Here is a 25,425-nt window from a genome sequence, read left to right as displayed (position 1 = left end):
GAGGTGTGGTTAGCTTTTCTTGACGCGATAGACCGCAAGACTACCACGCCAGTTCACGCCCCAACGCACCGCCTGACCGCCGTGCAGCACTACGCGGTCGAGAATTTCGATGCCGACCTCCGGCGCCAGCGCCTCGAAATCCTTGATGGTCAGCACCCGCACGTTCGGCGTGTTGTGCCATTGATAAGGCAGCGATTTCGACACCGGCATGCGCCCCTGCAACACCGACAACCGGTGCGCCCAGTAGCCGAAATTCGGGAACGAGACGATGCACTGCTTGCCGACCCGCACCGTCTCGCGCAGGATCGCCGCTGTCTGATGAATGGTCTGCAAGGTCTGCGACAGGATCGCAAAGTCGAAGCTGCCGTCTTCGAAGAGACGCAGGCCGTCCTCGAGATTCTGCTGGATCACGTTCACGCCGTTCTTCGCGGAAGCGAGCACGCCGGCGTCGTTGATTTCGATGCCGTAGCCCGTCACTTCGAGTTCTTCGCTCAGTGTGGCGAGCAGCGAACCGTCGCCGCAGCCCAGGTCGAGCACGGTCGCCCGCGGTTCGACCCAGCGGGCGATGGCGCGGAAGTCGGGCCGCAGCGCAAGATAATCGAGAGCGCGCTGGTTCATGCGTTCACCTCGCTGGCAATACGTTCGTAATAGGCGCGCATCACGTTGTGGTAGCGCGCGTCGTCGAGCAGGAAAGCGTCGTGGCCGTGCGGGGCGTCGATTTCCGCATACGTGACCGTGCGCTTGTGATCCAGCAGCGCCTTCACCAGTTCGCGCGAGCGCGCCGGCGCGAAGCGCCAGTCGGTCGTGAAGCTGGCAATCAGGTATTTCGCCGTGGTGTGAGCGACGGCTTTGGTCAGATCGCCGTCGAAGGCCTTGGCGGGATCGAAGTAGTCGAGCGCACGGGTGATCAGCAGATACGTGTTGGCGTCGAAGTAGTCGGCGAACTTGTCGCCCTGATAGCGCAGATACGACTCCACTTCGAATTCGACGTCGAAATTGAAGTTGTACGCATCCAGTGCGCCTTCGGCGCGCCGCAGCGAGCGGCCGAATTTCTCGGCCATGTCGTCATCCGACAAATACGTGATGTGGCCGATCATGCGCGCCACGCGCAAGCCGCGCTTCGGCTTCACGTTGTGCGCGTAGTAGTTGCCGCCATGGAAGTCCGGGTCCGAGAGGATCGCCGAGCGCGCGACTTCGTTGAATGCGATGTTCTGCGCGGAGAGCTTGGGCGTCGACGCCACCACGATGCAGTGGCCGACGCGATCCGGATACATCATGCTCCACGCGAGCGCCTGCATGCCGCCCAGACTGCCACCCATCACCGCCGCGAAGCGCTGGATGCCGAACGCGTCCGCCACGCGGGTTTGCGCGTTGACCCAGTCTTCGACGGTGACCACCGGAAAACTCGCGCCATACGGTTCGCCAGTGGCCGGGTTCAAGCTCATGGGCCCGGTCGAGCCGAAGCACGAACCCAGGTTGTTCACGCCGATTACAAAGAACCGGTTGGTGTCGAGCGGCTTGCCGGGGCCGACCATGTTGTCCCACCAGCCGACGTTCTTGGGGTCGTCGGCGTAGACGCCTGCCACGTGGTGCGAGGCGTTCAACGCGTGGCAAACCAGCACGGCATTGCTGTGTGCTGCGTTGAGCGTGCCGTAGGTCTCGACCATCAGGTCGAAGCTGGCGAGCGAGCTGCCGTTCTGCATGAGCAGCGGCTCGGGGAAATGCATTTTTTGGGGAGCGACGATACCGATCGATTCCATTCATTCCGCCTTCTACAGGAGCGGCTAAATGGTGTCGGCAATGCGCGAAGAGACAGGGTGCGCGGCTGACGACCTCTTTAGCCGCATTTATAGTGAACCGCCGGACTGGAGTCCGGCTGGTTCGCGCGCCCGCAATCGAGTCAGCAAATCGGCGCGTCTGTTACAGCATCAATCACATCATTCAGGCGCAAAGTATAGCGGAAAATTCGCCGTGACAGCGTCGGCGCGGGCCGCACTCAGGCACCCGCACGGTTTCGGAAGCGCCGTAACTGGATGGCGGCAAACAGCATCAGGACGCCATAGAAGATCGCATACGTGCCGATCAGCCAGATCAGTGACAACGCGCCCGCGCCCGGATACATCAGGATAAACACGCCCACTGCGGCGGATAACAGACCCGACAGGCCGACCACCCAGGGATGCGCATTGGCGCGCCGATATTGAATGGCGTAGATGATTTCGAAGATGCCGACCGCGAGCGCCCACGCGCCGATAATCATCACGAGGATGATGGCCGTTTCGTTCGGCCAGAAGAACGCGATCAGCCCGGCAATGACGCCGATCAAGCCGACGAATGCATAAGCCCAGCGCCGTGTGCCGCCGCCCCGCACCCCGTAGATGAGCGCGAAGGCGCCGTCGACGATCGCATAGGCGCCCCACACGAGCGCCAGCGTGGTGATGGTGAGGCCCGGCAACGTGAAGGCAAGGATGCCGAACAGGATGGCGACGATGCCGCGGATGGCGAGCCAGCCCCAGTGGGCGGCCAGTGTATGCAGGCCCGGCGGCAACGTGGACAGGAATGGACTGTTCATGGCGTGGTGACTCCCAGAGTTCAGGATTGAGGCGCAGTCCGGTGCGATCCGTGTAAGGACGTCGGCACATGAGGGAGTGCCGCCGTCCTTGCACGAAACTTCAACGGACTACTGAAGAATCAATCTTAACTGAGCATCTGCCTGTTCGGCCGGGTTGCGTGCGAAGCCGCTACGCACGTAACGGTGCCAGCGACCCACGATATAGCTCAACAAAAGATTGGCGCGCACGGCTGGATCGTAGTCGCCCGGCAACGGTACGGGTGTGCCATGCGGACTGTCTGAACGGTCCGCCGAGGCCTGATCCTGCTGGACATTGGCGTCCATCAGACCGAGTCGCAGGCATTGCTTGAACGACGCCTCGACACGTTCGATCATCTGGTTCACGCGCTCTGTCAGACGCTCGTGTTCGCCCACCAGCGCCTCGCAGGTCAGCACCCGCGTCATGCCCGGATTTTTCGCGGAAAAGTTGAGCAGCATCAACGCGATGGCACGTGCCTGCAAAACGCCATTCGGTTCTTTGGTGACGATCTGGTTGATGAGCCCGAAGATGGATTGTTCGATGAACTCGATCAGGGCTTCGAACATTTGCGCCTTGCTGGCGAAATGCCGGTACAGCGCGGCTTCGGAGACACCCAGCCGGGCGGCCAGCGCCGCCGTCGTGATCTTTTCGTTTTTTGGCGCCTCCAGCATGGAGGCGAGTGTCTGGAGGATATGCACGCGCCGCTCGCCCGGTTTGAGGCGCGCGGCACGGTGAGGACTACTGTCCTGGCCTGGCTGGTCTTCGGTTACGGCTTCGTCATGCTTGTGATCCGGTTGCATGCTGTCGTCCCTTCAGTCGCACTGAGCGGGTGCCCAATCTCAGTGATTTTAGCGAACGAATGCGTCGGTCGACATAGTGCGGACGGCCAGTACCCGGCAGGCGGCCCAGCGTGCCGTCCGCGCGCAGCGGATTCGGCAGATGGCCGACAATCCACACGGTGCGAATGCCGAGCCGGCGGTAGTTTTTCAGATGCGAGCGGGTATCTTCGACGAGGATCGCGTCGGCAAGCGGCACGTGGGCGTCGCGCATGGCCCGGCGCAGCATGCTGGGGTCCGGCTTGGCGCGCCAGTAGCGGCGGTCGCGCATGTGTTCGATGGCGATCACGCGCTCGAACAGCCGCTCGATACGCAACTCGGCCAGCACGGCGCGGGCGTAGTCTTCGGGCGCGTTGGTCAGCACGATCTTGCGGCCGGGCAGCGCGGCGACGAGCCGCGCCAGACCGCGCTCGCTGCGCACCATCGAAGGCAGGTCGGGAAACGTGTGCACGACTTTCAGGAAGTCGTGCGCATCGACCGGATGGTGACGCGTCAGGCCGAGCAGCGCTGCGCCGTAGCGCTCCGTGTAGCCGGTGCGCAGGCGGTTGGCCTCGTCTCGCTCCACCTGCAACGTGTCGATGATGTATTGCGTCATCGCCCGGTTGATAGCGGGAAAGATCGCGTGCGACGCGTGGTGCAGGGTGTTGTCGAGATCGAAGAGCCACACGGGACTGCCGCCCGCAATGTGCGGTCGACGGCGCCGGGTGTGTCTTGAGGGGAAAGTGCGCATGAGGGTGAGGAGCGGTGCTGGCGCGTGCCGCTACTGCATTGAGGCTGCGGGCGGCTGCCAGCTTTCCATCAGCAGGTTTGCGCGGCACATCCACCGGACGTGCCGCGCACGCAGCGCATATTAATGCGAGCGGATCATCGTGCCGAACGGCTGTTCGGTGAGAATTTCCAGCAGAACCGAATGTTCGATGCGGCCGTCGACGATGTGCACCGAGCGCACGCCGCTCTTGGCCGCGTCGAGTGCGGAAGCGATCTTCGGCAGCATGCCGCCGGAGATGGTGCCGTCTTCGAACAGCGCGTCGATTTCCCGCGCCGACAGGTCGGTGAGCAGGTTGCCTTCCTTGTCCATCACGCCGGGGATGTTGGTCATCATGACGAGCTTCTCGGCGTTCAGTACGACCGCCAGCTTGCCCGCGACCAGATCCGCGTTGATGTTGTAGGAAAGGCCGTCTTCACCGAAGCCGATAGGCGAGATGACCGGAATGAACGCGTCGTCCTGGAGCGCTTTCACGACAGCCGGATTGATCGCCTCCACTTCGCCCACCTGACCGATATCGAGGTACTGGCCGGGGTTGTCGCGGTCGGGCATCAGCATCTTGCGCGCGTGGATCAGGCCGCCGTCCTTGCCGGTGAGGCCCACAGCCTGGCCGCCAAAGTGATTGATGAGCGTGACGATATCCTGCTGCACTTCACCGCCGAGCACCCACTCGACGACTTCCATCGTCTCTTCGTCGGTGACGCGCATGCCCTGGATGAACGTGCCCTGCTTGCCGATCTTCTTGAGCGCCTGGTCGATCTGCGGACCACCGCCGTGCACGATGACCGGATTGATACCGACCAGCTTCAGCAGAATCACGTCGCGCGCGAAGCCTTGCTTCAGGCGCTCTTCGGTCATCGCGTTGCCGCCGTATTTGATGACCACGGTCTTGCCGTGATATTGCTTGATGTAAGGCAGCGCCTCGGCCAGGATTTCAGCCTTGAGGGTGGGCGCGATCTGCGAGAGGTCGGGAATGTCGGACATGGCGGCGGGGCTCAGGCACGGAACAGTTGAAACACGGCGAATTGTACAGGACTGGCGCAGTGCAGCAGGGATTTCCACACGTAACAGGCCTCGGCCGGACGGCTAATTTCACACCACGCAATGATGCTTTCAACCGTCCTGCGAGACGTGGCATTATTTCTCCACCGGATGTCCGGTTTTACTCGGAACTGTCATGAACCCGCCCGCCTCCCAAGCGCCGGTGAAAAGCGCCCGCTGTCCGCGCTGTGGCAATGCGTTCGACTGCGGCAGACACGCCGCGCCGCCGGGATGCTGGTGCGCCGCCATGCCGAGCCTGCCCGCAAACCGTCTCGAGGCGGGCGGCCGATGTCTTTGTCCAGAGTGCCTCGCCGCTGAAATCGCGGCGACCCAAGGGCTGCCGGGCGGTGCCAGTACGAAAGCCGGCGAGGATCACTGAAGCGGCGTGCCGCAAAGCGCGTTGGCATTTTCTGGCACTGCTCGGTGCTTATTTGCCAGGACTCGCCAGCGCGGCCAGATCATGCGTGACCTCGTCCATGACGGGTCCCCACTCGCCGAATTCGCGTTGGCGATACAGCGTGGCGGACGGATACCACGGGTTGTCGCGCCGCTCCAGCAGCCAGGTCCAGTGTGGATTGGTGTCGAGCAGCACCCAGGTGCGCTGGCCGATCGCGCCACTCAGATGGGCCACCGAGGTGCAAACGGTAATGACGAGATCCAGCGCGCCGACGAACGCGGCCGTGTCATCGAAGGTTGCCAGTTCACCGCTGTAGTCGAACATGGGCAAGCCAGCGTCACGGGCGGCGGCGACGTCTGCCGCGGCGCCCGGTTGCAGCGAATAGAACGCCACGCCTTCCAGTTTCGCGAAGGCCTTCGCGTAGCGTTCCCAGCCCACCCGGCGAAAAGGATTGCGCTGATGCCCCAGGCTCCCCGTCCACGCCAGGCCAACGTTGAGCCCGTGTTCTGCGGCTAGGCGCGAGCGCCAGGCGGCCACCGCGGCCGGATCGGGATGCAGATACGGCACGGTCTCCGGCAACGTGTTGCCGAGCGTGCCCAGCACGAGCGGCACGCTCAAGAGAGGAATCTCGTAGTCGAACTGCGGCAGGGACTCGACGCCGCCTCCGGCCGAATACGCGTCGACGTGCTGCGCCAGACTGCGTTCGAGCAAGGCGCCCATCTGCGGAAACGAGTTCCATACGAGGCGCCCGCCTTCTGCGTGGACGCGCTCGGCCAGCAGCGGAATGAAGCGGCAGCCTTGCAGCAGATCGCCCATGCCCTGCTCGCCCCACACCAGCAAGGTTTTTCCCGCGAGCGGCTCGCCCTGCCACTGTGGTGCCGGAAAGGCCGGCCGCGCGCCACCCAGTTCCATCGCGCCTTGCCAGCGTGCTTCATGTGCAGGCCAACCGTGCGCATAGTCGCCGCGTACGAGCTGCACCAGGGCGAGATTGGAACGCATGGCCGGGTCGCCGGGCGCGCGTTCAGCGGCGCGTTGCGTGAGGTCTTCCGCCTCTTCCCAACGTTGCGCTTCCTTGAGAGCCAGCGCATAGTTGTTGAGCGCGAGCGCACTGTCAGGCGCGAGTTCGACGGCGCGTTGACCGGCCTGCAACGCGCGCGGCAAGTTCATGGCAAAGCGGCACGCCTGGGCGAGATTGATCCATGCGTCGCTGTTCGACGGCTGCGCTTTGACCGCGCCTTCGAGCAACACGACCTGTTCGGACGTGTTCTCGCGGAGGATGGCCAGCGCGCCCGCCAGATTGTTGCGCAGTTGCGGAAGATCGGGGTTCAGCGCGAGTGCGTGGCGATACGGATCGAGTGCGTCACGATGACGATTCGCCATTTGCAGCGCATAGCCGAGGCGAAAGTGGGTGATCGGGTCGTCGGGATAAAGTTGCGCAATGGCGGCGGAGAGCGCGATGACATCATCGTGACGATGCTGTTCGAGCAACGCTCGCGTGATTTGTTGCAGAACGGTGTCGTCGAGCGCCTGTAGATGTCCGGCAGCTTCGAGCCAGATGCACTGCGCTTCCACCTGACCGCGCTGCTTTGCTGCCGCCGCGTGTTGCAGAAAAGTCAAAAAGGCGGGCCACGCAGGGTGGCCAGGGGCGGAAATCATATGCGACATGAATCTATCCTGGCGGTGACGCGATGTTTGTCAAGCGGTGGATGCTACCGACGCAAAGCGTCGCCGTATGTGAGACGAGTCTGAACGGGTAAACTCGTGTCATGCATCGTATAACCAACACCGGCCGCGTCAACCTGGGACATCTGTTCTGGCTGCGCTGCCTCGCTATCATCGGCCAACTGGTGACCATCGCGGTCGTCCAGATTTTTATTGGCGTGCACTTGCCGTTGCAGGCCATGCTGCTTGTGATCGGCCTCGAAATGGTGTTCAACGCGCTGACGTGGATGCGCGTCGCGCGGCAACGCCCTGAATCCAATCTCGAATTGTTCGGGCAACTATGGGTCGATCTGGGCACCTTGTCCGCGCTCCTGTTCCTGTCGGGCGGCACGACGAATCCGTTTGTTTCGCTGTATCTACCTTCGCTGGCCATCGCGGCCGCGGTGCTGCCGTGGCATCTGATGGCCTGGCTCGCAGCCTTCGCCGTGATTTGCTACGCACTGCTTGGCTTCGATTCCGTGCCGCTGAATCTCGACAACCCGGCCAATCTGTTCGACTACTACCGCGCCGGTGAGTGGGTGAACTTCACCGTCAGCGTCGGGCTGATTGCGTGGTTCGTGGCGCGCATGTCGCGTGGTCTGCGTCTGCGCGACGCGGCGCTCGGCGACGCCCAGCAGCGCCTGTTGCGCGACGAGCGCGCGGTGGCGCTCGGCGTGCAGGCCGCGACCGTGGCGCATGAAATCGGCACGCCACTCTCCACCATTGCGATGCTCTCCGAAGAGCTGCGCGACGCCGCCCGCACCGACCAGGGGCTCGCGCCGTACAAGGCGGATCTCGATCTGCTCGAACAGCAAATGACGCTGTGCACCTCGGCGCTGGCGCGGCTGCGCTCGCGTGCATCGGTGACGGCCGCGCGGGAGCCGGTTGGCGAATGGCTGGAGTCGTTCGCGCAGCAGTGGCGGCTGCGTCATCCACACGTCAAGTTCGAACGCATCGGCACGCCTCCGGCTGAATTCAATCTTGACGATACCGTGGCGGTCAGCCAGATCCTCACCATCCTGCTCGACAATGCGGCGCGTGCAAGCCGCGATCATGTGACGCTGGCGGCGCGCCTGTCGCCACAGGGCGATCGCATCGAATTCGAAGTGTGCGACGCCGGGCCGGGCATTCCGGCGTCGTTGCGCGGCTCGCTGGGCGCCATGCCGGTGGACAGCACACAAGGCGGACACGGCGTAGGCCTGTACCTGGCGTTTTCGGCGGCCGCACGACTGCGCGGATCCATCGAGCTCACGGACGTCAACGACTTCACGCCGCGCGGGACGCGCGCGGTGCTGCGGCTGCCCGTAGGGGGCCGTCAATCTTCTGGCGTCGGACGCACGGGCGTCGCGCCATCCAATGCGGAGAAACAGGCATGAGCGATATGAATTTTCTGGTGATCGACGACGACGAAGTGTTCTCCGGCATCCTCGCGCGCGGTCTGACGCGACGTGGATATACCGTAGCGGAAGCGCACAACGCCGACGAAGCGATCAAGCTGGCGAACCAGCAGAAGTTCGGCCAGATCACGGTGGACCTTCATCTAGGCAACGACTCGGGACTGACGCTCGTGGCGCCGCTGCGCGAGTTGCAACCGGATGCACGCATGCTGGTGCTGACGGGATACGCGAGCATCGCAACCGCCGTGCAGGCGGTGAAAGATGGCGCGGACAACTATCTGGCGAAGCCGGCAAACGTCGAGACGATTCTCTCGGCACTGCAAAGCGAAGCGAGCGCGTTGCAGGCGGAGGACGCGATCGAACATCCCACGCCGCTTTCGGTGGCGCGGCTGGAATGGGAGCACATTCAGCGCGTGCTGGCGGAGCACGGCGGCAATATTTCGGCAACGGCGCGTGCGTTGAACATGCATCGGCGTACGCTGCAACGCAAGCTGGCGAAGCGGCCGGTCAAGCAGTAGCCCTTGAGGCAGGCAGCTGCGCGGGTGAAAGCTCCGCGCCACGAGGGAATGGAAAAACGGGCGGCCTTTTGAGGGGCCGCCCGTTTTGTTTGGGGTCACGCGTTTGGTATCACGCGTTTGGCATCAGGCAAGTCGTTTCCGCGCTTGCGTGTGCGTCACGTGAAACTCACAACACGTAGCGCGACAGGTCTTCGTCGTCAGCGACTTCGTTCAGCGCGCGATCCACATACGCCGCGTCGATCTTCACGTTGGTGCCCGCGTGATTGCCGGCTGCGAACGACACTTCCTCCAGCAGCTTTTCAATCACCGTGTAAAGCCGGCGCGCCCCGATGTTCTCAGTCTTTTCGTTGACCGAGAAAGCGATTTCGGCCAGACGGCGGATGCCGTCGTCGGCGAAATCGAGCTGCACGTCTTCCGTGGCCAGCAGCGCCTGATATTGCTTGACGAGGCTTGCGTCGGTGGAGACCAGGATCGACTCGAAGTCGTTGACCGACAGCGAGTCCAGCTCGACACGAATCGGGAATCGGCCCTGCAGTTCGGGGATCAGGTCGCTCGGCTTGGCGAGATGAAACGCACCGCTGGCGATGAACAGAATGTGATCCGTCTTCACCATGCCGTACTTCGTGTTGATGGTCGTGCCTTCGACGAGCGGCAGCAAATCGCGTTGCACACCCTGGCGTGAAACCTCACCGCCGCCAGCTTCACTGCGCGAGGCGATCTTGTCGATTTCATCGAGGAACACAATGCCGTTCTGCTCGACGTTCTGCACCGCCTTGGTCTTCACTTCCTCGTCGTTGAGCATCTTGGCGGCTTCCTCATCGGTGAGCAGCTTCAGCGCTTCCTTGACCTTCAGCTTACGGCGCGTTTTCTTGCCGCCGCCCAGATTCGCGAACATGGAACGGATCTGCTCGGTCATGTCTTCCATGCCCGGCGGCCCCATGATGTCCATGCCGACTTGCGGCAGCTCAACATCCAGCTCAATTTCCTTGTCGTCCAGCAGGCCTTCGCGCAGGCGTTTGCGGAACGTTTGACGCGTCGTGCCGCCTTCGTCCGCCGTGTCCGCGGCGCTCGAACTGGCGCCGAAGCCTACCGGACGCGCGCTCGGCAACAGGATGTCGAGAATGCGGTCTTCGGCCTGATCCTCGGCCTTGGTGCGTACCTTGCGCATCTCGGTTTCGCGGGTTTGCTTGACCGAAATTTCAATCAGATCGCGCACGATGCTGTCGACATCGCGCCCCACGTAGCCCACTTCCGTGAACTTGGTGGCTTCGATCTTGATGAACGGCGCGTCGGCCAGCTTCGCGAGACGCCGGGCGATTTCCGTCTTGCCGACGCCCGTCGGTCCGATCATCAGAATGTTCTTTGGCGTGATTTCCTGACGCAGCGGCTCGCCAACCTGCTGACGGCGCCAGCGGTTGCGCAGCGCCACGGCAACCGCTTTCTTGGCGCGGCCTTGGCCAATGATGTGCTTGTCGAGTTCCGAGACGATCTCGGCCGGGGTCATGGTGCTCATCGTGGGTCCTTACTCGATCGTCTCGATGACGCGGTTGTGATTCGTATAGATGCACATGTCGCCGGCAATCTCCAGCGACTTCTCGACGATCTCGCGGGGCGACAGGTCGGTGTTGTCAGCAAGTGCCTTGGCGGCGGCCTGGGCGTATGAGCCGCCCGAACCGATCGCGCAGATTCCGCCTTCCGGGTCCAGCACGTCGCCGTTGCCGGTGATGACGAGGGTGGTGTGCGCGTCGGCGGCGATGAGCATGGCTTCGAGCCGGCGCAGCATGCGGTCGGTGCGCCAGTCTTTGGCGAGTTCGACCGCCGAGCGGGTCAGGTTGCCCTGATGCTTCTCGAGCTTGGCTTCGAAGCGATCGAGCAGGGAGAAGGCATCGGCGGTGCCACCGGCGAAGCCGACCAGCACCTGGCCGTTATAGATGCGCCGGACCTTCTTCGCACCGCCTTTCATGACGATGTTGCCCAGTGTCACCTGGCCGTCGCCGCCCAGGGCGACCTTGTCACCGCGGCGCACGGAGACGATCGTCGTGCCGTGAAATTGCTCCATATGCGTTCCTTTTGCAAAACAGGTGGGACGCAGCACTGCACCTTTACCACTGCGCCTCGCTTCGACCACTCGGGCGCCGGTGCGTTGCCGCTGGAATCCGGTTGTGCGGACAGGGCGCGCGCCAGCAATACAGCCGCATGAAAGCCGGCCATGCGCGCGCTCGTACTACGCATGTCCGGTTTATTTTAGGGCGTGCGCGGTCATATCAAGAGCTAGCCGGATGGCCAGGGGCGGAAAAATGCGAGGGAATTGATGCAGCGAATCTGCCGCCGGGATATGGAACCGATTGCGCAACGGGCGGCGGGGTCGGTCGTGGAGACGATGCATGACGCCAGGCTGGCGCGGCGCTGGCGCAAACCGTACGGCATCGACGAAATGCAAAAGAAAAAAGGCGCACAGTTCACCGTGCGCCTCTCGACGAAGCAACGTGAAATGGCGCGGTACCCGAACCGCGCCGGTGGCGTTCAGTCGCCGAACAGCTTCTGGCGCAGTTCGCGGCGTTCCTGCGCTTCGAGCGACAGGGTAGCCGTGGGCCGTGCGAGCATACGCGGAATACCAATCGGCTCGCCGGTTTCTTCGCACCAGCCGTACTCACCCGATTCGATGCGCGCAATGGATTGCTGCACCTTCTTCAGCAGCTTGCGTTCGCGGTCGCGCGTGCGCAGTTCGAGCGCATGCTCTTCCTCGATCGTCGCGCGGTCGGCCGGGTCCGGCACGATCACGGTTTCGCGAAGATTTTCGGTCGTCTGGCCGGCATTGCGGAGAATATCCGCCTGCAACTGTTCGAGCTTGTTCTTGAAGAAAGCGAGCTGATCCTCATTCATGTAATCCTTGTCGCTCATCTTCAGGATTTCGGCTTCGGTCAAGAGTCGTTTCGTCGTCATCTGGCTTGCTTCTTCAATGTGAGGCAAAACTTCTACAGGTTGCCCGCACTTTCGTGTTGCCCGCAAAGGCGCCCAAGGCGGGCGCTTTTGAGCGCCGGCGAACACGGACGGTGGGCTGTCGTGACGCCGAAGCGTCGGGCGCGAATGCGGGGCCGAACTCCTCTGGAAACGATCTTCAAATGCTCCTGAGGCAATGCTTTACCGGCGACGCGGCCTGTCGAGGCAAAGCGCCAGCCGGCTTCTCGGCGTGTAGCTCCCCGGACAAGATTTTCCGGCGCCGTATATTACCCGGCGCGGGTTACGCGCTGACCGGGCAATTCTTTGTCATTCTCCAGTGGGCACGTATTGTAACTGAATCACAATCCGGCACCGCAATGGGAACGAATCATCCCCGTTGCACGCCGATATCCCGAAAATATAACGCGCGCACGGCCAAAAAGCGATGGCCGTGCACGATTCCTGCAACAGGGTTTTCACGCGTTTTTCGCAATTAACGCGTTTGCGGGCTGTTTTCGGTCTGTTTCAGACGCGTGCGAGTTCTCTGACCCGTAGCATTCGGCGTTCCCGGCGCCCTTATCTGCGTCCTTATCCGCGTCTTTAGCCGTGCGGGTTCGTCAGACGAGACAGGCGGTCAAGCCGTCCGTAATCAGGTCTTGCGGAAGCTCAATGCCGATAAAGACCATTTTGCTGTTTTTCTTCTCGACCGGTTGCCACTTCGCGGCCAGATCGCTGCCCATCATCTGGTGCACGCCCTGGAACACCACCTTGCGGTCGACGCCCTTCATATAAAGCACGCCTTTATAACGCAGCAGCCGTTCGCCGTAGATTTGCAAAATGCCGCCGAGAAAATCTTCCAGCTTGTTTGGATCAAACGCGCGTTCGCTGCGGAATACGAATGACTTGATTTTGTCGTCGTGATGCGCGTGATGGTGATGGCCGTGGTCATGGCCTTCGTGATCGCAGTGGCCATGATCGTGGTCGCAATTCGCGTGATCGTGAGTATGGCCGTGCTCATCATGCGCGTGAGCGTGGCTATGCGCGTGCTCGTCTTCGGCGAGAAAATCCGGGTCGATCTCGAGCTTCGAATTCAGGTTGAAGCCGCGCAGGTCGAAGATTTCCTTGATGTCGGCCTCACCGAAATTCACCACCTTGACGGCCGCACGCGGATTCATGTGCAGCAGACGGTGGCGCAGGGCGTCCAGCGCCGCTTCGTCGACCAGGTCGGCCTTGGTGATGAACAGACGGTCCGCGAAGCCGACCTGACGCTGCACCACTTCGTGCTCGTCCAGTTGATGGTTGGCGTGCTTGGCGTCGACCAGCGTGATGATGGCGTCGAGCAGGAATTCGTCGGCGATCTCGTTATCCATGAAGAACGTCTGCGCCACCGGGCCGGGGTTGGCGAGGCCGGTGGTTTCGATCACGACGCGGTCGAAATCCACTTCACCGGCGCGCTTTTTCGCGCCCAGGTCGCTGAGCACGCGCGCCAGATCGCCGCGAATCGTGCAGCAGATACAGCCGTTGCTCATCTGGATGATCTGCTCGTTCGAGTCCTGCACGAGGATGTCGTTGTCGATGTTCTCTTCGCCAAACTCATTCTCGATCACGGCGATCTTCATGCCGTGTTTTTCGTTCAGGATGCGCTTGAGCAGGGTGGTTTTGCCGCTGCCGAGGAAGCCGGTCAGGATAGTCACGGGAATCATGGTGGTCGCCTGTTGGTGCGTGGATCTTTGCGTGAATCGGAATGCGTACCGAAGCCGGCGGGCAGGGCCGCGCGGCTCGCGCTGGTCGGTTATTGAAACATATCTGCCAAGCCGCTGCTGGGGAGGCCTGAAACGGCGTTCGAAGCTGGCCGTCAAAGGCGGCTTTCAAAACCCGGTTCGAATGGCCAGCAAGCCAACGCGGCGGAAATACCCCGAAACTATGGGCGATCAGGCGATTTGCAACAATAGGCCTTTCAGATATTCGCCTTCGGGAAAGGCCGTGAGCAGCGGATGATCGACGCCGGCGCCCAGTCGCTTCAGGATTCGCGCGTCGACCCGGGCGTCGGCGGCCGCGCCGGCGACGATCTTCTGGAACAGCTCTGCGTCGATCGCGCCCGAGCACGAATACGTGAAGAGCAGCCCGCCCGGACGCAGCAGTTTGAGCCCGGTCAGATTGATGTCCTTGTAGGCACGCGAGGCGCGGTCCACATGTTCGCGCGACGGCGCGAACTTGGGCGGGTCCAGCACTACCAGATCGAAGCGTTCGCCGTCATCGTACAGGCGGCGCAGCGTTTTGAACGCGTCCGCGTCGAGCCACTCAGCGCGCGCCGCATCGAAGCCGTTGGCCACGACGTTTTGCTGCGCCAACGCCAGCGCTTCACCGGACGAATCGATCGACACCACGCGCTTCGCGCCACCCTTGAGGGCGGCGAGCGAAAAGCCGCCGGTGTAGCAGAAGCAGTTCAGTACGTCGCGATCCTGCGCGAGCTGCTGCACCAGTGCCCGGTTGTCGCGCTGATCCACGTAGAAGCCGGTTTTATGGCCGTTGCGCACGTCGACGTGATAACGCACGCCGTTTTCGCTGGCGATCAGCGGGTCCGAGGGCGGCTCGCCGGCCAGTACGCCGGTGGTCTGCTCGAGACCTTCCTTCTCGCGGATCGACACGTCCGAACGCTCGTAGACGTTCGGGCAACCCGTTGCGCTGATGAGCGCCGCCACGATCGCCTCTTTCCACGCCTCGACGCCGGTGGCCATGAACTGGCAGACGAGCTGGCTGCGCTGACCGGCGGCTTCGGCGACGTAATGGTCGACGATCAGACCGGGCAGGCCGTCCGCTTCGCCAAAGATGAGCCGCACCGCGCCGGTGTCGTGCACCAGTGCTTGCCGGTGCGCGACGGCCCGCTGCACGCGGCGCTTGAAGAAAGCGTGGTCGATCGGCTCGGTCTCGTCGAAACTCCAGACGCGCGCGCGGATCTGCGAATGCGGGCTGTACGCGGCGCGCGCGAGGAAGCGGCCGTCGTGGGCGCGCACGAGCACCGTGGCACCGGGCGCGGGGTTGCCGTCGACGCGGTCGATCGCGGTCGCGTAGACCCACGGATGGCGGCGCTGCAGCGACTTGTCTTTCGACGGTTTCAGCGTGACTGTGTTCATGATTCGAGGAGGTATCCAGCAAAGTGAAAGGCTGAGCGCGGGACTAAGCGCGGGGCCAACCGTGGCGCCAGCCCCGAGGCCAGCCACGTCCCAACTGCCCGTTCAATCGCGCTTTTTCGCGCGCGGGTGAGCCTGATCGTAGACGTGCGCGAGATGCTGGAAGTCGAGCGCGGTATAGACCTGGGTGGCGGTGATACTGGCGTGGCCGAGCAGTTCCTGCACGGCGCGCAGATCGCCGCTGGACTGCAGCACGTGCGTAGCAAACGAGTGACGCAGCACGTGCGGGTGGACATTGGCCGGCACACCGGCCACCAGCGCCATGCGCTTGACGCGTTCGCGCACGACGTTCGGCGACATGCGGTTGCCGCGCGCCGAAAGAAACAGCGGATGCGGATCGCCCTTGACCCACTCGTCGCGTACGGCGAGCCACGCGCGCAACGCGTCGAGCGCCTTGCTGCCGACCGGCACGATGCGGCGCCGGTTGCCCTTGCCGAGCACTTCCACTTCGGCCGCGTCGAGCTTGAGCCAGCCAGCGGAACGATAGCCGTTGACGTCGGCAAAGCGCACGTCGAGTCCAACCAGCTCGGCGAGCCGCAGGCCCGAAGAATAGAACAACTCGAGGATGGCGTGATCGCGCAGCCCTTCCGCCGTGCCGGCCGCGGGGGCTTCCATGAGGCGGTTGGCGTCGTCGACGGAGAGCGCCTTCGGCAAGGTTTTCGCCTGCTTCGGCGCGCGCACGGTGGCGACCGGATTGGCCGGCAGATCGACGCGCCCGGCCAGCCACCGGTAAAACGCGCGCCATGCCGACAGCCGATGGCTGATCGAGCGCGCCGTCATGCCGCTGGCGTGAGCCCGCGAGACCGCCCCGCGGATATCGATGGCGCTCAGGCTCTGCAGCGGCCGGCCTTTTGCCAGCAGCCGCAGTTCGTCGAGTTCGTGGGTGTAGCCGCGCAGCGTGTGCGCGGACAGACGACGCTCGTGCTCGAGATGCGACAGATATCCAGCGATGGGCCCGCTACGTTGAGCCGCGTCCGGAGTTGGGTTTGCACCCGCATCTGCATCCGTCGTCGGATTGGCATTCGGCTCGGCGGCGCTCACGATATCGGGCCGGTGTGGTCGCGTCAGCGCGGCAGCAGGCGGCTCAACGCCGCGCTGGCGAGGGCGCTGATCTGCGTCAGGAAGTCGGTGGCCATACCTTCGTGGAAGCGGCGCGGGTCGGACGAGCCCATCACCAGCAAGCCGAAGGTCGCGGCGCCTTCATCGGCTTCCGGATCGCGCAATGCCAGCAGTGCGATGGATTCCGTGGCCTGATCGCCTTCCGGCGTGCTGCCGCCTTCCGTGGACACCGCCGTCAGCGTCGGCGCGAGCCATTGCGCGGCTTCGAAGCCGGTGTTGGCGCCGCAGTAAGGCGTGGTGAGGCTGTTGGCGAAAATCCGCACTTCTTCGCCTACCTGACGCGCAAATTCCGCCTGGTTGTAGGGCTCGGCCACGTCCCACACGCGCAGTGCGGCTTGCGGCATATCGAACACGTCGCGCAGCCCGTTGGCGATCGTGCGCGGCAGCGCGTACGGATCGCGTTCGGCCATCACGCGAATGGTCCAGCGATTGAACTTGGAGGCAATGCTGTCGTTCTCGTGACCGTAGCGCAGCAGTTCTGCAAGGCGGCGTTCGAGATGCTTGTTCTTGTCGCGCAGCATTTCCATTTGCCGTTCCTGCAGCGAAACCGCGGCTTTGCCATGCGGGTTCGCAAGCCGGATCGTCGCGAGCATTTCCGCGTGTTCGGCGAAGAAATCAGGATTGGCGAGCAGGTATTCGGCGACTTCGCGATCGTTCATGGTTTCGGCTAAAGGACGACGCCCTTACGCGGGCGCATCGGTCAATGGATTCACTTGGCCTTCGGTTGGCAATTGCGCCTGGCAACTGCGGTTCACAACTTCCGTTGGCCACTTCTGCGGCGCTGCCCCGGCCGTTCGTTAAATGCGCTGACTGGCCGGGCAAGAACTACTCGCGCAACGCGCGCTACTCATCAAGCCAGTCAGTCGGCGAGTTCGATTTCGCCTTCGAAGACGGTCGCGGCCGGCCCGGCCATCAGGAGCGGCGACGGGTCGTGCTCGCCGTTCCACGAAATGGTCAGGATGCCGCCGTGGGTATGCACCTTCACCGGCGAGTCCAGCAGACCACGACGGATACCGGCCGCCACCGCCGCGCAGGCACCCGTGCCGCAGGCGAGCGTTTCGCCGGCGCCGCGCTCAAAGACGCGCAGCTTGATTTCATTGCGTGCGACGATCTGCATGAAGCCGGCGTTCACCTTCTGCGGGAAGCGCGCATGACGTTCGATGACCGGACCGTCGACGAGGACCGGGAACGCCTCGACGTCGTCGACGATCTGCACTGCATGCGGATTGCCCATCGACACCGCCGACACGAACCGCGTCGCGCCGTTGATCTCGAGCGGCCAGAGCGTGTCGTCGCCTTCGCGGCGCCCTTCCAGACCGTTGGCGTCGAACGGTACCCGAGCCGGCTCGAACACGGGCGTGCCCATGTCGACCGTGACGTCGCCGTTCTCCTGCATGGTGAGCGTGATGACGCCGTTCTGCACCTGCACGCGCACTGTGCGCTTGTCGGTGAGATGCGTGTCGCGGACGAACTTGACGAAGCAACGCGCCCCGTTGCCGCAATGTTCGACCTCACCACCGTCGCAGTTGAAGATGCGATATCTGAAATCCACGCCGTCGACGGTAGGTTTTTCGACCAGCAGCAATTGATCAGCGCCGACGCCAAAGTGCCGGTCTGCGAGCGCGCGCACTTGCGCCGCGCTCAGATTGAGCGGCTGGGTGAAGCCGTCAAGCACGACGAAGTCATTGCCCGCGCCGTGCATCTTGGTGAATTTCAGTTTCATGCCGCTATTGTAAGGGAGCGCGCGGTGGCGCGCCGAACCGGTTTAAACGCCTCGCGACGGGCCGCTGAGGCCGCTGCCGGGCTTCCCGCGTGCATCAGGCATAGACGCTCGGCACGCCGGGCGGCCGCGTCTTGAAGCGCTTGTGCACCCAGTAGTACTGCTCCGGCATCAACGGAATCTGCTCTTCGAGGAAGGCGTTCATGCGACGGGCGTCGGCTTCGTCATCGCCGGTGGGGTAGTTGTCCCACGGCTTGAACACCTTCAGCCGATACCCCTTGTAGTTCGGCAGCACCTCGCCGATGAACGGCACCACCTGCGCGTGCCCGACCTTCGCGAGCCGGCCCACGGCGGTGAGCGTGCAGGTCGGTACGCCAAAGAACGGCACGAAGGTCGAATTGCGCATGCCGTAGTCCATGTCGGCGCCGAGCATGACCGGTTTTTTGTCGCGCAGCCAGCGCAGCACGATGCGCGCGCTGTCTGCGCGGCTCGCCATATCCGCTCCGAAACGGGCCCGCGCGGCCTTGGCCACTTCTTCGAGCTCCGGGTTCGACATGGGTTGATACAGCGAGCCGCATTGGCGCCTGAGCGAGTAGTTCAGGAAGATCGAGCCCGCTTCGATGCCGACGAAGTGAAAGCCCAGAAACAGAGTGGGCGGCAGGTTCGGATCGGTGAGGTCGATCGCGCTGTCGAGCTGGATCAGCTTTTCGAGCTTTTCGGCGGGCGCGAACCACTGCACGCTGCGCTCCAGGTAGCTGCGGATGGCATGCCGGAAGTGCTTCTGCGCGACGTCCTCACGACGCTCCTCGCTCCACTCCGGAAAGCACAGCTTCAGATTGATGTGGACGATACGTTTGCGGCGGCTGGGGATCTGATACAGCAGCCAGCCGAGCCCGTCGCCGAGGCGGGCAATCAGGCCGTAAGGCAGCAGTGCGAACAGTTTCAGCAGCCCAATGGCGAACTTCGCTCCCAGGCGGCTCAGCATGCACGGGCTCCGTAATGTGTGTCAGCCAACACTACGCATAAGAAAACGGCGAACGGGTCGAGATACAACACGCGTGGGTACTCTGTGACAATTGTAGGAAGTCGCTATAATACGGTCTTCGCCGAGTTAATAGACAACTTGCGGGGCGAAGCTGCTTGGTGTGCATCACGATTTACACCGAACAGTCAGGAAATCCGCTAAAGCGTCGCCGCTTCAGGCTCCCGAAGCAGGCTACGTGAAGCTCACCGTAACCACATAACAGGAGTCTGCAACGTGGCAAACGACTATCTCTTCACTTCCGAATCCGTTTCCGAAGGCCATCCGGACAAGGTCGCCGACCAAATCTCCGACGCCATTCTCGACGCCATCCTGACCCAGGACAAGTACTCGCGCGTTGCCGCTGAAACGCTGTGCAACACGGGTCTGGTCGTGCTGGCGGGTGAAATTACCACCACGGCAAACGTCGACTACATCCAGATCGCGCGCAACACGATCAAGCGCATTGGTTACGACAATACCGACTTCGGTATCGACTATCGCGGCTGTGCCGTGCTGGTGGCGTACGACAAGCAATCGCCGGATATCGCGCAAGGCGTCGACCGTGCGCACGACAACAACCTCGATCAAGGCGCGGGCGACCAGGGCCTGATGTTCGGTTACGCGTGCGAAGAAACGCCGGAACTGATGCCGCTGCCCATTCACCTGTCGCACCGCCTCGTGGAACGCCAGGCCAACCTGCGTCGCGACGGCCGTCTGCCCTGGCTGCGTCCGGATGCGAAGTCGCAGGTCACGGTGCGTTATGTCGACGGCAAGCCGGATTCCATCGACACCGTCGTGCTGTCCACCCAACATTCGCCGGACATCGAACTGTCCACGCTGCGTGAAGCCGTCATCGAAGAAGTTATCAAGCCGACCCTGCCGGCCGAGCTCATCAAGGGCAACATCAAGTTCCTGGTGAACCCGACGGGCCGTTTCGTGATTGGCGGTCCGCAAGGCGATTGCGGTCTGACGGGCCGCAAGATCATCGTCGACACGTACGGCGGCGCAGCTCCGCACGGTGGCGGCGCGTTCTCGGGCAAGGATCCGTCCAAGGTCGACCGTTCGGCGGCTTATGCAGGCCGTTATGTCGCGAAGAACATCGTCGCGGCCGGTCTCGCCTCGCGTTGCCTGATCCAGGTGTCGTACGCCATTGGCGTGGCGCAGCCCACTTCGGTGATGGTCAACACGTTCGGTACGGGCCGCGTGTCGGATGCGACGATCACGCGTCTGGTGCAGGAACATTTCGATCTGCGTCCGAAGGGCATCATCCAGATGCTGGATCTGCTGCGTCCGATCTACGAGAAGAGCGCGGCTTACGGCCACTTTGGCCGCGAAGAGCCGGAATTCACGTGGGAAGCCACAGACAAGGCGCTGGTACTGGCCGAAGCTGCCGGTACGGAACCGGTTGCCGCCGCGATCGCCTGAGCGTCGCTGCAACGCAGTCCGCGGCACGAACAAAAACCCCCGCCGGCGCAAGCCGGGCGGGGGTTTTTTCATGGTCGTGCGTGTTGTCTCACCGCGCTACCGCTTCAGGCCTCGGCGTTTCAGCGGCTCGCGAAGCCGAACCACCCTTCCTGACCAAACGACATACGGCGCGGCCGCCGACTGGTGCTGCGCGGTGCAAGCGCGCGAGGCGCAGGCAGCGCGCGTAACGGCGTCGGCTTGCGCAGCAGCGTGCGTAGCGAGAAGCGGCGTGAGCTTGCCTGGGTGCGCAGCGCGCGGAAAAAGGTCTGGAACCACATGCGGATGCTATCCACCGGCCCGGCATCGCGCCATTGTCCGGCGAGTGCCCGCGTGCGGGTGGCGTGATGGCGCAGAGCCCGCACCACACGGCGGCGGGCGGGACGTGCTGCCTTGAGGGCGGCACGGGTCAAGCGGGTGTTCAAAAGAGTGTGCATGGCTTCAACGATAGGCAGCGGGTCACCGGGCGCGGTTGCTGCAAAAATATGCAGCAAGCGTGCCAGCGAATTCGACGCGCAAACCTGAATACGGATGGGGTGCGGCGACGGCGTGGGGCTCGACGGCCCGTGCGCCAAGGGAAAGAACGGCAAGTACATTCGACATGCGTGCAGGCTACACGCGAATCGTGACGCAAGAAAGTCCGTTTTAACCCGAGCGACTACGGGTTTCTACGGAGGAAATAAGCAGAAGATAGCCGTGTGATCACGCCCTTTGTGCGCAAATGGCGTGCAGGAATGCTCGCGCTGGGTGCAGGCTCCCGTGCACCGTTTCAAGCCGCCCATTGCGCAGGCGAACGCAAACGCCGCATGCCGATCACGCCCGCTTTACAATCGAGCATCGGCTAGCAGAACGTATTGGATCGCCATGTCAGTTCATTCGAAAAAAGAACAGGTTCAGAGTTTGCGGGAGCAGGGCTTCGTCGTGGTGCCGGGGCTGGTTGCGCCCGAACGCTGTGATGAAATGAAAGAGATTGCGCAGTTGCAGTTGCAGGAAGCGGCCGCACCGGTCGAGTTCGAAGCCGACCTGCGCTATCCTGGCGCGCCGGATTCACGGCACGCGCCGGGCGGCCATACCGTGCGCCGTTTGCTCGATGCCTACGCGCGGCACCCGCGCTTTGCACAGTGGGCCACGGCCCCGGAAATCCGCGGCTGGATGGAGCTGTATTTCGGTGAGGAGCCGCGTCTGTCGCGCGCGCATCACAACTGCATGATGACCAAGCATCCCGCGTACGGCAGTTTGACCGGCTGGCATCGTGATGCGCGCTACTGGTCCTTCGAGCGGGACGATCTGGTGTCCACATGGCTTGCGCTAGGGTCCGAGACCGTGGACAACGGCGGCTTGTGGTTCGTGCCGCGCTCGCACACGGCAACGTTCACCTCAGACCGTTTCGATCAGGCCAAGTTTTTCCGCGCCGATCTGCCGGAAAACGAGGCGCAGATTCGTGCTGCGGTGTCGCCCGAACTCAAGAAGGGCGACGTGGTGTTTTTCCACTGCAACACGCTGCACTCCGCAGGGCAGAACCTCAGCGACGCGGTGAAGTTTTCGCTGGTGTACACGTATCACGGCGCGAGCAATGTCGCGCTGCCGGGATCGCGTTCGACGTCGAAGCCTGAGGTTGCGTTCTGATCCGGGCGAGTTAGCGCCGCCGGCCGGACGTGGTGATGCCGATCAGACCCGCGAGCGTCGCCACCACACCGCCGGCAATCAGAAAGATGGCCTTGTTGGTGGGCGAGCCGGTGAATACCCGTGATACATCGCTGCTCAACGAATGAAACGCCTGGCCACCGAAGTACAGCAACAGCACACCACCAACGATCAGCGCGACTGAAATCGCTTTTGTCATGGATTCCTCCCGTAAAAGTGTCGCCGCAGTGTAGGGGAGCGGCGCGGCCGCGTCCATGTGCATCCCGCATAATGGGTGCCTGCAATGGGCGCGGCGATTGGCTAAGATAACGGGCTGGTCTGCGGCGCAGCGCCCTGCGTCGTCGCCGCAGTGGCCTTGGATGCAACACCGGGTAATAACGCGCGGCATGCGTGCTACCTCGCAAACGCCACGCAACGCAGCCCCACGAGACTCAACCCAACAACAGTGACTGGCAGCATGACGCCGGCACGCTTTCCTTCCGCTCACCTCAAGGACTCAAGCAATGGCTTACGAAGCAGCCTCAGCACGCTATTCAGACATGCAGTACCGCGTATGCGGCAAGTCGGGTCTCAAACTGCCGGCGCTGTCGCTTGGCCTGTGGCACAACTTCGGCGACACGACGCCCATCTCCACGCAACGCGAGATTCTGCGCACGGCCTTCGATCTCGGGATCACCCACTTCGATCTGGCCAACAACTATGGTCCCCCGTATGGCAGCGCCGAAACCAATTTCGGCCGTCTGTTCAAGGACGACTTCAAGCCTTACCGCGACGAACTGCTGATCTCGTCGAAAGCGGGTTGGGATATGTGGCCAGGCCCATATGGCCAGGGCGGCGGCTCGCGCAAATACATCCTTGCCAGCCTGGATCAGAGCCTGCAACGTATGGGTCTGGACTACGTGGACATCTTCTACTCGCACCGCTTCGACGCCGATACGCCGCTCGAAGAAACCGCCGGCGCGCTGGCGAGCGTGGTGCAACAGGGTAAGGCGCTGTACGTCGGTATTTCGTCGTACTCGGCAGCCAAGACGCGTGAGATGGCCAAGCTGCTCGCCGAATACAAGGTGCCGCTGCTGATCCATCAACCGGCGTACAACATGCTCAACCGTTGGGTCGAGCAGGAGTTGCTCGACACGCTGGATGAACTCGGCACGGGCAGCATCGCGTTCACGCCGCTGGCGCAGGGTCTCCTGACCGGCAAGTATCTGAACGGCGTGCCGCAGGATGCGCGCGTCAACAAGCCGGGCGGCAGCTCTTTGAAGCAGGATCACCTGAACACGCAAAACCTCGAGCACGTGCGCAAGCTGAACGACATCGCGCAACGACGCGGCCAAAGCCTCGCGCAAATGGCGCTCGCATGGACGCTGCGCGGTGGGCGCATCACCTCGGCCCTGATCGGCGCAAGCAAGCCCGAACAAGTGATCGAAAACGCCGGTGCGCTGAAGAACCTCGAGTTTTCGAAAGAGGAACTGGCCGAGATCGACCGCTTTGCGATTGAAGGCGGCGTGAATCTGTGGGAAAAGCCGTCCACGGATCAGGCAATTTAAGCGGTGCTGCACGGCGAGGTCATGGTTTGCTGAACGTCGCTCGAAGCGCGCTTGGCCACGCATCGGAAAGCCGCCGTAAGGCGGCTTTTTTCATGGCGGCGCGCGCGCTCACGTGCGCTATCAAAGGCAACGCTCTGACGTGGCGCCTGCCATTCTTCCCGCTGTCATACAGCGCTGCTAAGGTCGCCTCCGACCATGATTCGACGGAGGAAAGATGGACCGAAGTGCGGCCGCCCAGACTGCATCAGCAACACCACCGTCTGTCGCGCCAGGCGCACGACGCTCGTCTAAACGCACCGCCATTAACGCACGCGCCAATCTCACCTTGCTGGCGCTCATGACGCTTGCGTTGGTGTTGCAACTCGTTGTGTGGCCCTTTCTGCTGCGTGCATGGGGCGCGCCTGCGTTGCTGCTGATGGTGCCACTCGTCATCTCCACGCCCATGCACTGGGGCCTGATTCACGAGGCCATTCATGGGCAGCTTTTTGCCGAACGCCGCTGGAACGAAACAGTTGCGCGTGCATTGGCGATCGCCTTCGCGCTGCCCTTCGACGCCGTGCGATTCGGGCATCTGATGCACCATCGCTTTACCCGCGAGCCTTTTGATCGCCCAGATGTTCTCGACGCAACAACGCCCCATTGGCAAACACGCGTCAGCTATTACGCGCGGATATTGGGCGGCTTGTATGTAGGCGAACTGGCATTGCCGGCGCTGGCCTTTTTGCCTCGCAAGCTTGCGCGATCACAGGTGATGCGCGCGATTGGCGCCGAGGGCCCAGTGGGCGCCGATGTGCAACGCCTGTTCGGTGGATTCGCAGCGGATCCGGCCCGGCGTGCGCGTATTCGCCGCGACGCGCTGCTGGCGCTCGCGCTCTTCGCGGTGGCGTTTCATTTCTACGGGCGCTGGTGGCCGGTGCTGGCCGAGACGATGTATCTGCGTGGCGTCTGGTTATCGCTTGCCGACAACCTGCCGCATCACGGCGTAGGACTCGACGTGCCTGGGCGCGCACGAAATTTTCGTGTGCCGCGAGGATGGCAAGGCGTACTAATGAATCACCATCTGCATCAATGGCATCATCAGCATCCAACCGTGCCGTGGACTGCGTTGCCCGCTCTGGCACGCGAAGCCCATGACAACGCAGGCGCAACCCCAGCGCCCGCTTATTTCGGCAGTGTGCTGCGTCAGTTCAAAGGCCCGGGCGCACTCGACGCAACGACATCATGAGATCCCCGCAAGCGCGCCTCGCGCGCTTGTGTACGCACCCGTAAGCCCATTGACGTCGGCTAAACGAGCGCCGGTAGCCCTTCCACGAGCAGCACCGCCACGCCCACACCCATGAGCGCACCAATCAGACGAAACACGTTGTGCCGGAATTCCGTTTTGCAGGGCAGCGCGCCGACGAACAACGCACCGGCCAAGGCCATCGGAATGACCAGAACGAAATCGGCGACCGTGAAGTAGGTATTCATCATGCCCGTCTCCTTTTGATGTCCTAACGGCGACAGTCACTTTTTTATGGAGTACTTCGGCT

26 protein-coding genes are annotated in these 25,425 nt (G+C 62.8%); 7 read left to right on the top strand and 19 right to left on the bottom strand.

Features of this window, described 5'->3' with window-relative positions; all coding sequences use genetic code 11:
• Positions 1-9: 9 nt before the first annotated feature.
• The 6 genes from metW to argB all read right to left on the bottom strand — a co-directional run bounded on the left by metW (position 10) and on the right by argB (position 5,177).
• The gene (metW, locus tag D0B32_RS14230) at positions 10-618 is read right to left on the bottom strand and encodes a methionine biosynthesis protein MetW (protein ID WP_117334603.1); all 609 of its coding nucleotides are present in this window, start codon (positions 616-618) and stop codon (positions 10-12) included.
• Positions 615-1,760 carry a homoserine O-acetyltransferase gene (locus D0B32_RS14225; protein WP_117334602.1) on the bottom strand — a complete coding sequence of 382 codons (1,146 nt, stop codon included), beginning with the start codon at positions 1,758-1,760 and terminating at the stop codon, positions 615-617. Before D0B32_RS14225 ends, metW begins: the two co-directional genes overlap by 4 nt.
• Before the next feature lie 236 nt (positions 1,761-1,996).
• Positions 1,997-2,572: an HdeD family acid-resistance protein gene (locus D0B32_RS14215; RefSeq protein ID WP_117334601.1), complete on the bottom strand. Its 576-nt coding sequence runs from the start codon at positions 2,570-2,572 to the stop codon at positions 1,997-1,999.
• 108 nt (positions 2,573-2,680) lie between these two features.
• The gene (slmA, locus tag D0B32_RS14210) at positions 2,681-3,391 is read right to left on the bottom strand and encodes a nucleoid occlusion factor SlmA (protein ID WP_117334600.1); all 711 of its coding nucleotides are present in this window, start codon (positions 3,389-3,391) and stop codon (positions 2,681-2,683) included.
• A complete protein-coding gene (locus tag D0B32_RS14205) occupies positions 3,369-4,157 on the bottom strand; it encodes a pyrimidine 5'-nucleotidase (protein WP_117334599.1) in 789 nt (262 codons plus the stop codon). Before D0B32_RS14205 ends, slmA begins: the two co-directional genes overlap by 23 nt.
• Before the next feature lie 120 nt (positions 4,158-4,277).
• Entirely contained in the window at positions 4,278-5,177 is a 900-nt protein-coding gene (gene argB, locus D0B32_RS14200; protein ID WP_117334598.1) for an acetylglutamate kinase, read from the bottom strand.
• A 193-nt stretch (positions 5,178-5,370) separates the two neighbouring features.
• Between argB and D0B32_RS14190 the strand changes: the two genes are divergently transcribed.
• Positions 5,371-5,613, top strand: coding sequence for a cysteine-rich CWC family protein (locus D0B32_RS14190; protein ID WP_117334597.1), 243 nt, complete (start codon positions 5,371-5,373; stop codon positions 5,611-5,613).
• 48 nt (positions 5,614-5,661) lie between these two features.
• Here D0B32_RS14190 and D0B32_RS14185 read toward each other — a convergent pair whose 3' ends face one another.
• The gene (locus tag D0B32_RS14185) at positions 5,662-7,296 is read right to left on the bottom strand and encodes a hypothetical protein (RefSeq protein WP_404935551.1); all 1,635 of its coding nucleotides are present in this window, start codon (positions 7,294-7,296) and stop codon (positions 5,662-5,664) included.
• A gap of 101 nt (positions 7,297-7,397) precedes the next feature.
• Here D0B32_RS14185 and D0B32_RS14180 point away from each other — a divergent pair, with 101 nt between their 5' ends.
• Positions 7,398-8,708 carry an ATP-binding protein gene (locus D0B32_RS14180; protein WP_117334596.1) on the top strand — a complete coding sequence of 437 codons (1,311 nt, stop codon included), beginning with the start codon at positions 7,398-7,400 and terminating at the stop codon, positions 8,706-8,708.
• Complete coding sequence (locus D0B32_RS14175; protein WP_117334595.1) at positions 8,705-9,247, top strand: response regulator transcription factor; 543 nt, start codon at positions 8,705-8,707, stop codon at positions 9,245-9,247. The genes D0B32_RS14180 and D0B32_RS14175 overlap by 4 nt, the downstream gene beginning before the upstream one ends.
• A gap of 166 nt (positions 9,248-9,413) precedes the next feature.
• Here the strand turns inward: D0B32_RS14175 and hslU are convergent, their stop codons facing one another.
• The 9 genes from hslU to D0B32_RS14125 all read right to left on the bottom strand — a co-directional run bounded on the left by hslU (position 9,414) and on the right by D0B32_RS14125 (position 19,202).
• Entirely contained in the window at positions 9,414-10,760 is a 1,347-nt protein-coding gene (hslU, locus tag D0B32_RS14170) for an ATP-dependent protease ATPase subunit HslU (RefSeq protein ID WP_117334594.1), read from the bottom strand.
• A 9-nt stretch (positions 10,761-10,769) separates the two neighbouring features.
• Complete coding sequence (gene hslV / locus D0B32_RS14165; protein ID WP_117334593.1) at positions 10,770-11,306, bottom strand: ATP-dependent protease subunit HslV; 537 nt, start codon at positions 11,304-11,306, stop codon at positions 10,770-10,772.
• A 464-nt stretch (positions 11,307-11,770) separates the two neighbouring features.
• A complete protein-coding gene (dksA, locus tag D0B32_RS14160; RefSeq protein WP_074263073.1) occupies positions 11,771-12,190 on the bottom strand; it encodes an RNA polymerase-binding protein DksA in 420 nt (139 codons plus the stop codon).
• A 614-nt stretch (positions 12,191-12,804) separates the two neighbouring features.
• Positions 12,805-13,890, bottom strand: a complete 1,086-nt coding sequence (locus D0B32_RS14150; protein WP_117334592.1) for a GTP-binding protein — start codon at positions 13,888-13,890, stop codon at positions 12,805-12,807.
• A gap of 228 nt (positions 13,891-14,118) precedes the next feature.
• On the bottom strand, positions 14,119-15,321 hold the full coding sequence (locus tag D0B32_RS14145) for a class I SAM-dependent rRNA methyltransferase (protein ID WP_117334591.1): 1,203 nt from the start codon (positions 15,319-15,321) through the stop codon (positions 14,119-14,121).
• Between the two features lie 102 nt (positions 15,322-15,423).
• A complete protein-coding gene (gene xerC / locus D0B32_RS14140; RefSeq protein WP_117334862.1) occupies positions 15,424-16,329 on the bottom strand; it encodes a tyrosine recombinase XerC in 906 nt (301 codons plus the stop codon).
• 113 nt (positions 16,330-16,442) lie between these two features.
• Positions 16,443-17,156, bottom strand: coding sequence for a DUF484 family protein (locus D0B32_RS14135; protein WP_117334590.1), 714 nt, complete (start codon positions 17,154-17,156; stop codon positions 16,443-16,445).
• A gap of 200 nt (positions 17,157-17,356) precedes the next feature.
• Complete coding sequence (gene dapF / locus D0B32_RS14130) at positions 17,357-18,220, bottom strand: diaminopimelate epimerase (RefSeq protein WP_117334589.1); 864 nt, start codon at positions 18,218-18,220, stop codon at positions 17,357-17,359.
• Between the two features lie 94 nt (positions 18,221-18,314).
• Positions 18,315-19,202 (bottom strand): lipid A biosynthesis lauroyl acyltransferase, encoded by an 888-nt coding sequence (locus D0B32_RS14125; RefSeq protein ID WP_117334588.1) that lies wholly within the window; start codon positions 19,200-19,202, stop codon positions 18,315-18,317.
• A gap of 273 nt (positions 19,203-19,475) precedes the next feature.
• On the opposite strand from D0B32_RS14125, the gene metK reads away from it, so the two are divergent.
• Positions 19,476-20,666 carry a methionine adenosyltransferase gene (gene metK, locus D0B32_RS14120; RefSeq protein WP_117334587.1) on the top strand — a complete coding sequence of 397 codons (1,191 nt, stop codon included), beginning with the start codon at positions 19,476-19,478 and terminating at the stop codon, positions 20,664-20,666.
• Between the two features lie 119 nt (positions 20,667-20,785).
• Here metK and D0B32_RS14115 read toward each other — a convergent pair whose 3' ends face one another.
• Positions 20,786-21,139, bottom strand: a complete 354-nt coding sequence (locus D0B32_RS14115; RefSeq protein ID WP_117334861.1) for a hypothetical protein — start codon at positions 21,137-21,139, stop codon at positions 20,786-20,788.
• 427 nt (positions 21,140-21,566) lie between these two features.
• Here D0B32_RS14115 and D0B32_RS14110 point away from each other — a divergent pair, with 427 nt between their 5' ends.
• Entirely contained in the window at positions 21,567-22,328 is a 762-nt protein-coding gene (locus D0B32_RS14110; RefSeq protein WP_117334586.1) for a phytanoyl-CoA dioxygenase family protein, read from the top strand.
• Between the two features lie 10 nt (positions 22,329-22,338).
• On the opposite strand, the gene D0B32_RS14105 is transcribed toward D0B32_RS14110, so the two are convergent.
• Positions 22,339-22,545 (bottom strand): DUF3185 family protein, encoded by a 207-nt coding sequence (locus tag D0B32_RS14105; protein ID WP_117334585.1) that lies wholly within the window; start codon positions 22,543-22,545, stop codon positions 22,339-22,341.
• 304 nt (positions 22,546-22,849) lie between these two features.
• On the opposite strand from D0B32_RS14105, the gene mgrA reads away from it, so the two are divergent.
• On the top strand, positions 22,850-23,893 hold the full coding sequence (mgrA, locus tag D0B32_RS14100; protein WP_117334584.1) for an L-glyceraldehyde 3-phosphate reductase: 1,044 nt from the start codon (positions 22,850-22,852) through the stop codon (positions 23,891-23,893).
• A 214-nt stretch (positions 23,894-24,107) separates the two neighbouring features.
• Entirely contained in the window at positions 24,108-25,118 is a 1,011-nt protein-coding gene (locus D0B32_RS14095) for a fatty acid desaturase (protein ID WP_117334583.1), read from the top strand.
• A gap of 59 nt (positions 25,119-25,177) precedes the next feature.
• On the opposite strand, the gene D0B32_RS14090 is transcribed toward D0B32_RS14095, so the two are convergent.
• The gene (locus tag D0B32_RS14090) at positions 25,178-25,363 is read right to left on the bottom strand and encodes a hypothetical protein (RefSeq protein WP_117334860.1); all 186 of its coding nucleotides are present in this window, start codon (positions 25,361-25,363) and stop codon (positions 25,178-25,180) included.
• Positions 25,364-25,425 lie beyond the last annotated feature (62 nt).

This window comes from Paraburkholderia sp. DHOC27 (assembly GCF_003429005.1).
Lineage (GTDB): Bacteria > Pseudomonadota > Gammaproteobacteria > Burkholderiales > Burkholderiaceae > Paraburkholderia.
Note: the sequence above shows the minus strand (reverse complement) of the source record. Positions and strands in the feature narration are given on the sequence as shown.

Excerpts from the sequence above, each read along its gene's own strand:
- metW (WP_117334603.1), bottom strand. The coding sequence starts at position 618 with ATGAACCAGCGCGCTCTCGATTATCTTGCGCTGCGGCCCGACTTCCGC.
- D0B32_RS14225 (WP_117334602.1), bottom strand. The coding sequence starts at position 1,760 with ATGGAATCGATCGGTATCGTCGCTCCCCAAAAAATGCATTTCCCCGAG.
- D0B32_RS14215 (WP_117334601.1), bottom strand. The coding sequence starts at position 2,572 with ATGAACAGTCCATTCCTGTCCACGTTGCCGCCGGGCCTGCATACACTG.
- slmA (WP_117334600.1), bottom strand. The coding sequence starts at position 3,391 with ATGCAACCGGATCACAAGCATGACGAAGCCGTAACCGAAGACCAGCCA.
- D0B32_RS14205 (WP_117334599.1), bottom strand. The coding sequence starts at position 4,157 with ATGCGCACTTTCCCCTCAAGACACACCCGGCGCCGTCGACCGCACATT.
- argB (WP_117334598.1), bottom strand. The coding sequence starts at position 5,177 with ATGTCCGACATTCCCGACCTCTCGCAGATCGCGCCCACCCTCAAGGCT.
- D0B32_RS14190 (WP_117334597.1), top strand. The coding sequence starts at position 5,371 with ATGAACCCGCCCGCCTCCCAAGCGCCGGTGAAAAGCGCCCGCTGTCCG.
- D0B32_RS14185 (WP_404935551.1), bottom strand. The coding sequence starts at position 7,296 with ATGTCGCATATGATTTCCGCCCCTGGCCACCCTGCGTGGCCCGCCTTT.
- D0B32_RS14180 (WP_117334596.1), top strand. The coding sequence starts at position 7,398 with ATGCATCGTATAACCAACACCGGCCGCGTCAACCTGGGACATCTGTTC.
- D0B32_RS14175 (WP_117334595.1), top strand. The coding sequence starts at position 8,705 with ATGAGCGATATGAATTTTCTGGTGATCGACGACGACGAAGTGTTCTCC.
- hslU (WP_117334594.1), bottom strand. The coding sequence starts at position 10,760 with ATGAGCACCATGACCCCGGCCGAGATCGTCTCGGAACTCGACAAGCAC.
- hslV (WP_117334593.1), bottom strand. The coding sequence starts at position 11,306 with ATGGAGCAATTTCACGGCACGACGATCGTCTCCGTGCGCCGCGGTGAC.
- dksA (WP_074263073.1), bottom strand. The coding sequence starts at position 12,190 with ATGACGACGAAACGACTCTTGACCGAAGCCGAAATCCTGAAGATGAGC.
- D0B32_RS14150 (WP_117334592.1), bottom strand. The coding sequence starts at position 13,890 with ATGATTCCCGTGACTATCCTGACCGGCTTCCTCGGCAGCGGCAAAACC.
- D0B32_RS14145 (WP_117334591.1), bottom strand. The coding sequence starts at position 15,321 with ATGAACACAGTCACGCTGAAACCGTCGAAAGACAAGTCGCTGCAGCGC.
- D0B32_RS14135 (WP_117334590.1), bottom strand. The coding sequence starts at position 17,156 with ATGAACGATCGCGAAGTCGCCGAATACCTGCTCGCCAATCCTGATTTC.
- dapF (WP_117334589.1), bottom strand. The coding sequence starts at position 18,220 with ATGAAACTGAAATTCACCAAGATGCACGGCGCGGGCAATGACTTCGTC.
- D0B32_RS14125 (WP_117334588.1), bottom strand. The coding sequence starts at position 19,202 with ATGCTGAGCCGCCTGGGAGCGAAGTTCGCCATTGGGCTGCTGAAACTG.
- D0B32_RS14115 (WP_117334861.1), bottom strand. The coding sequence starts at position 21,139 with ATGCACACTCTTTTGAACACCCGCTTGACCCGTGCCGCCCTCAAGGCA.
- D0B32_RS14110 (WP_117334586.1), top strand. The coding sequence starts at position 21,567 with ATGTCAGTTCATTCGAAAAAAGAACAGGTTCAGAGTTTGCGGGAGCAG.
- D0B32_RS14105 (WP_117334585.1), bottom strand. The coding sequence starts at position 22,545 with ATGACAAAAGCGATTTCAGTCGCGCTGATCGTTGGTGGTGTGCTGTTG.
- mgrA (WP_117334584.1), top strand. The coding sequence starts at position 22,850 with ATGGCTTACGAAGCAGCCTCAGCACGCTATTCAGACATGCAGTACCGC.
- D0B32_RS14095 (WP_117334583.1), top strand. The coding sequence starts at position 24,108 with ATGGACCGAAGTGCGGCCGCCCAGACTGCATCAGCAACACCACCGTCT.
- D0B32_RS14090 (WP_117334860.1), bottom strand. The coding sequence starts at position 25,363 with ATGAATACCTACTTCACGGTCGCCGATTTCGTTCTGGTCATTCCGATG.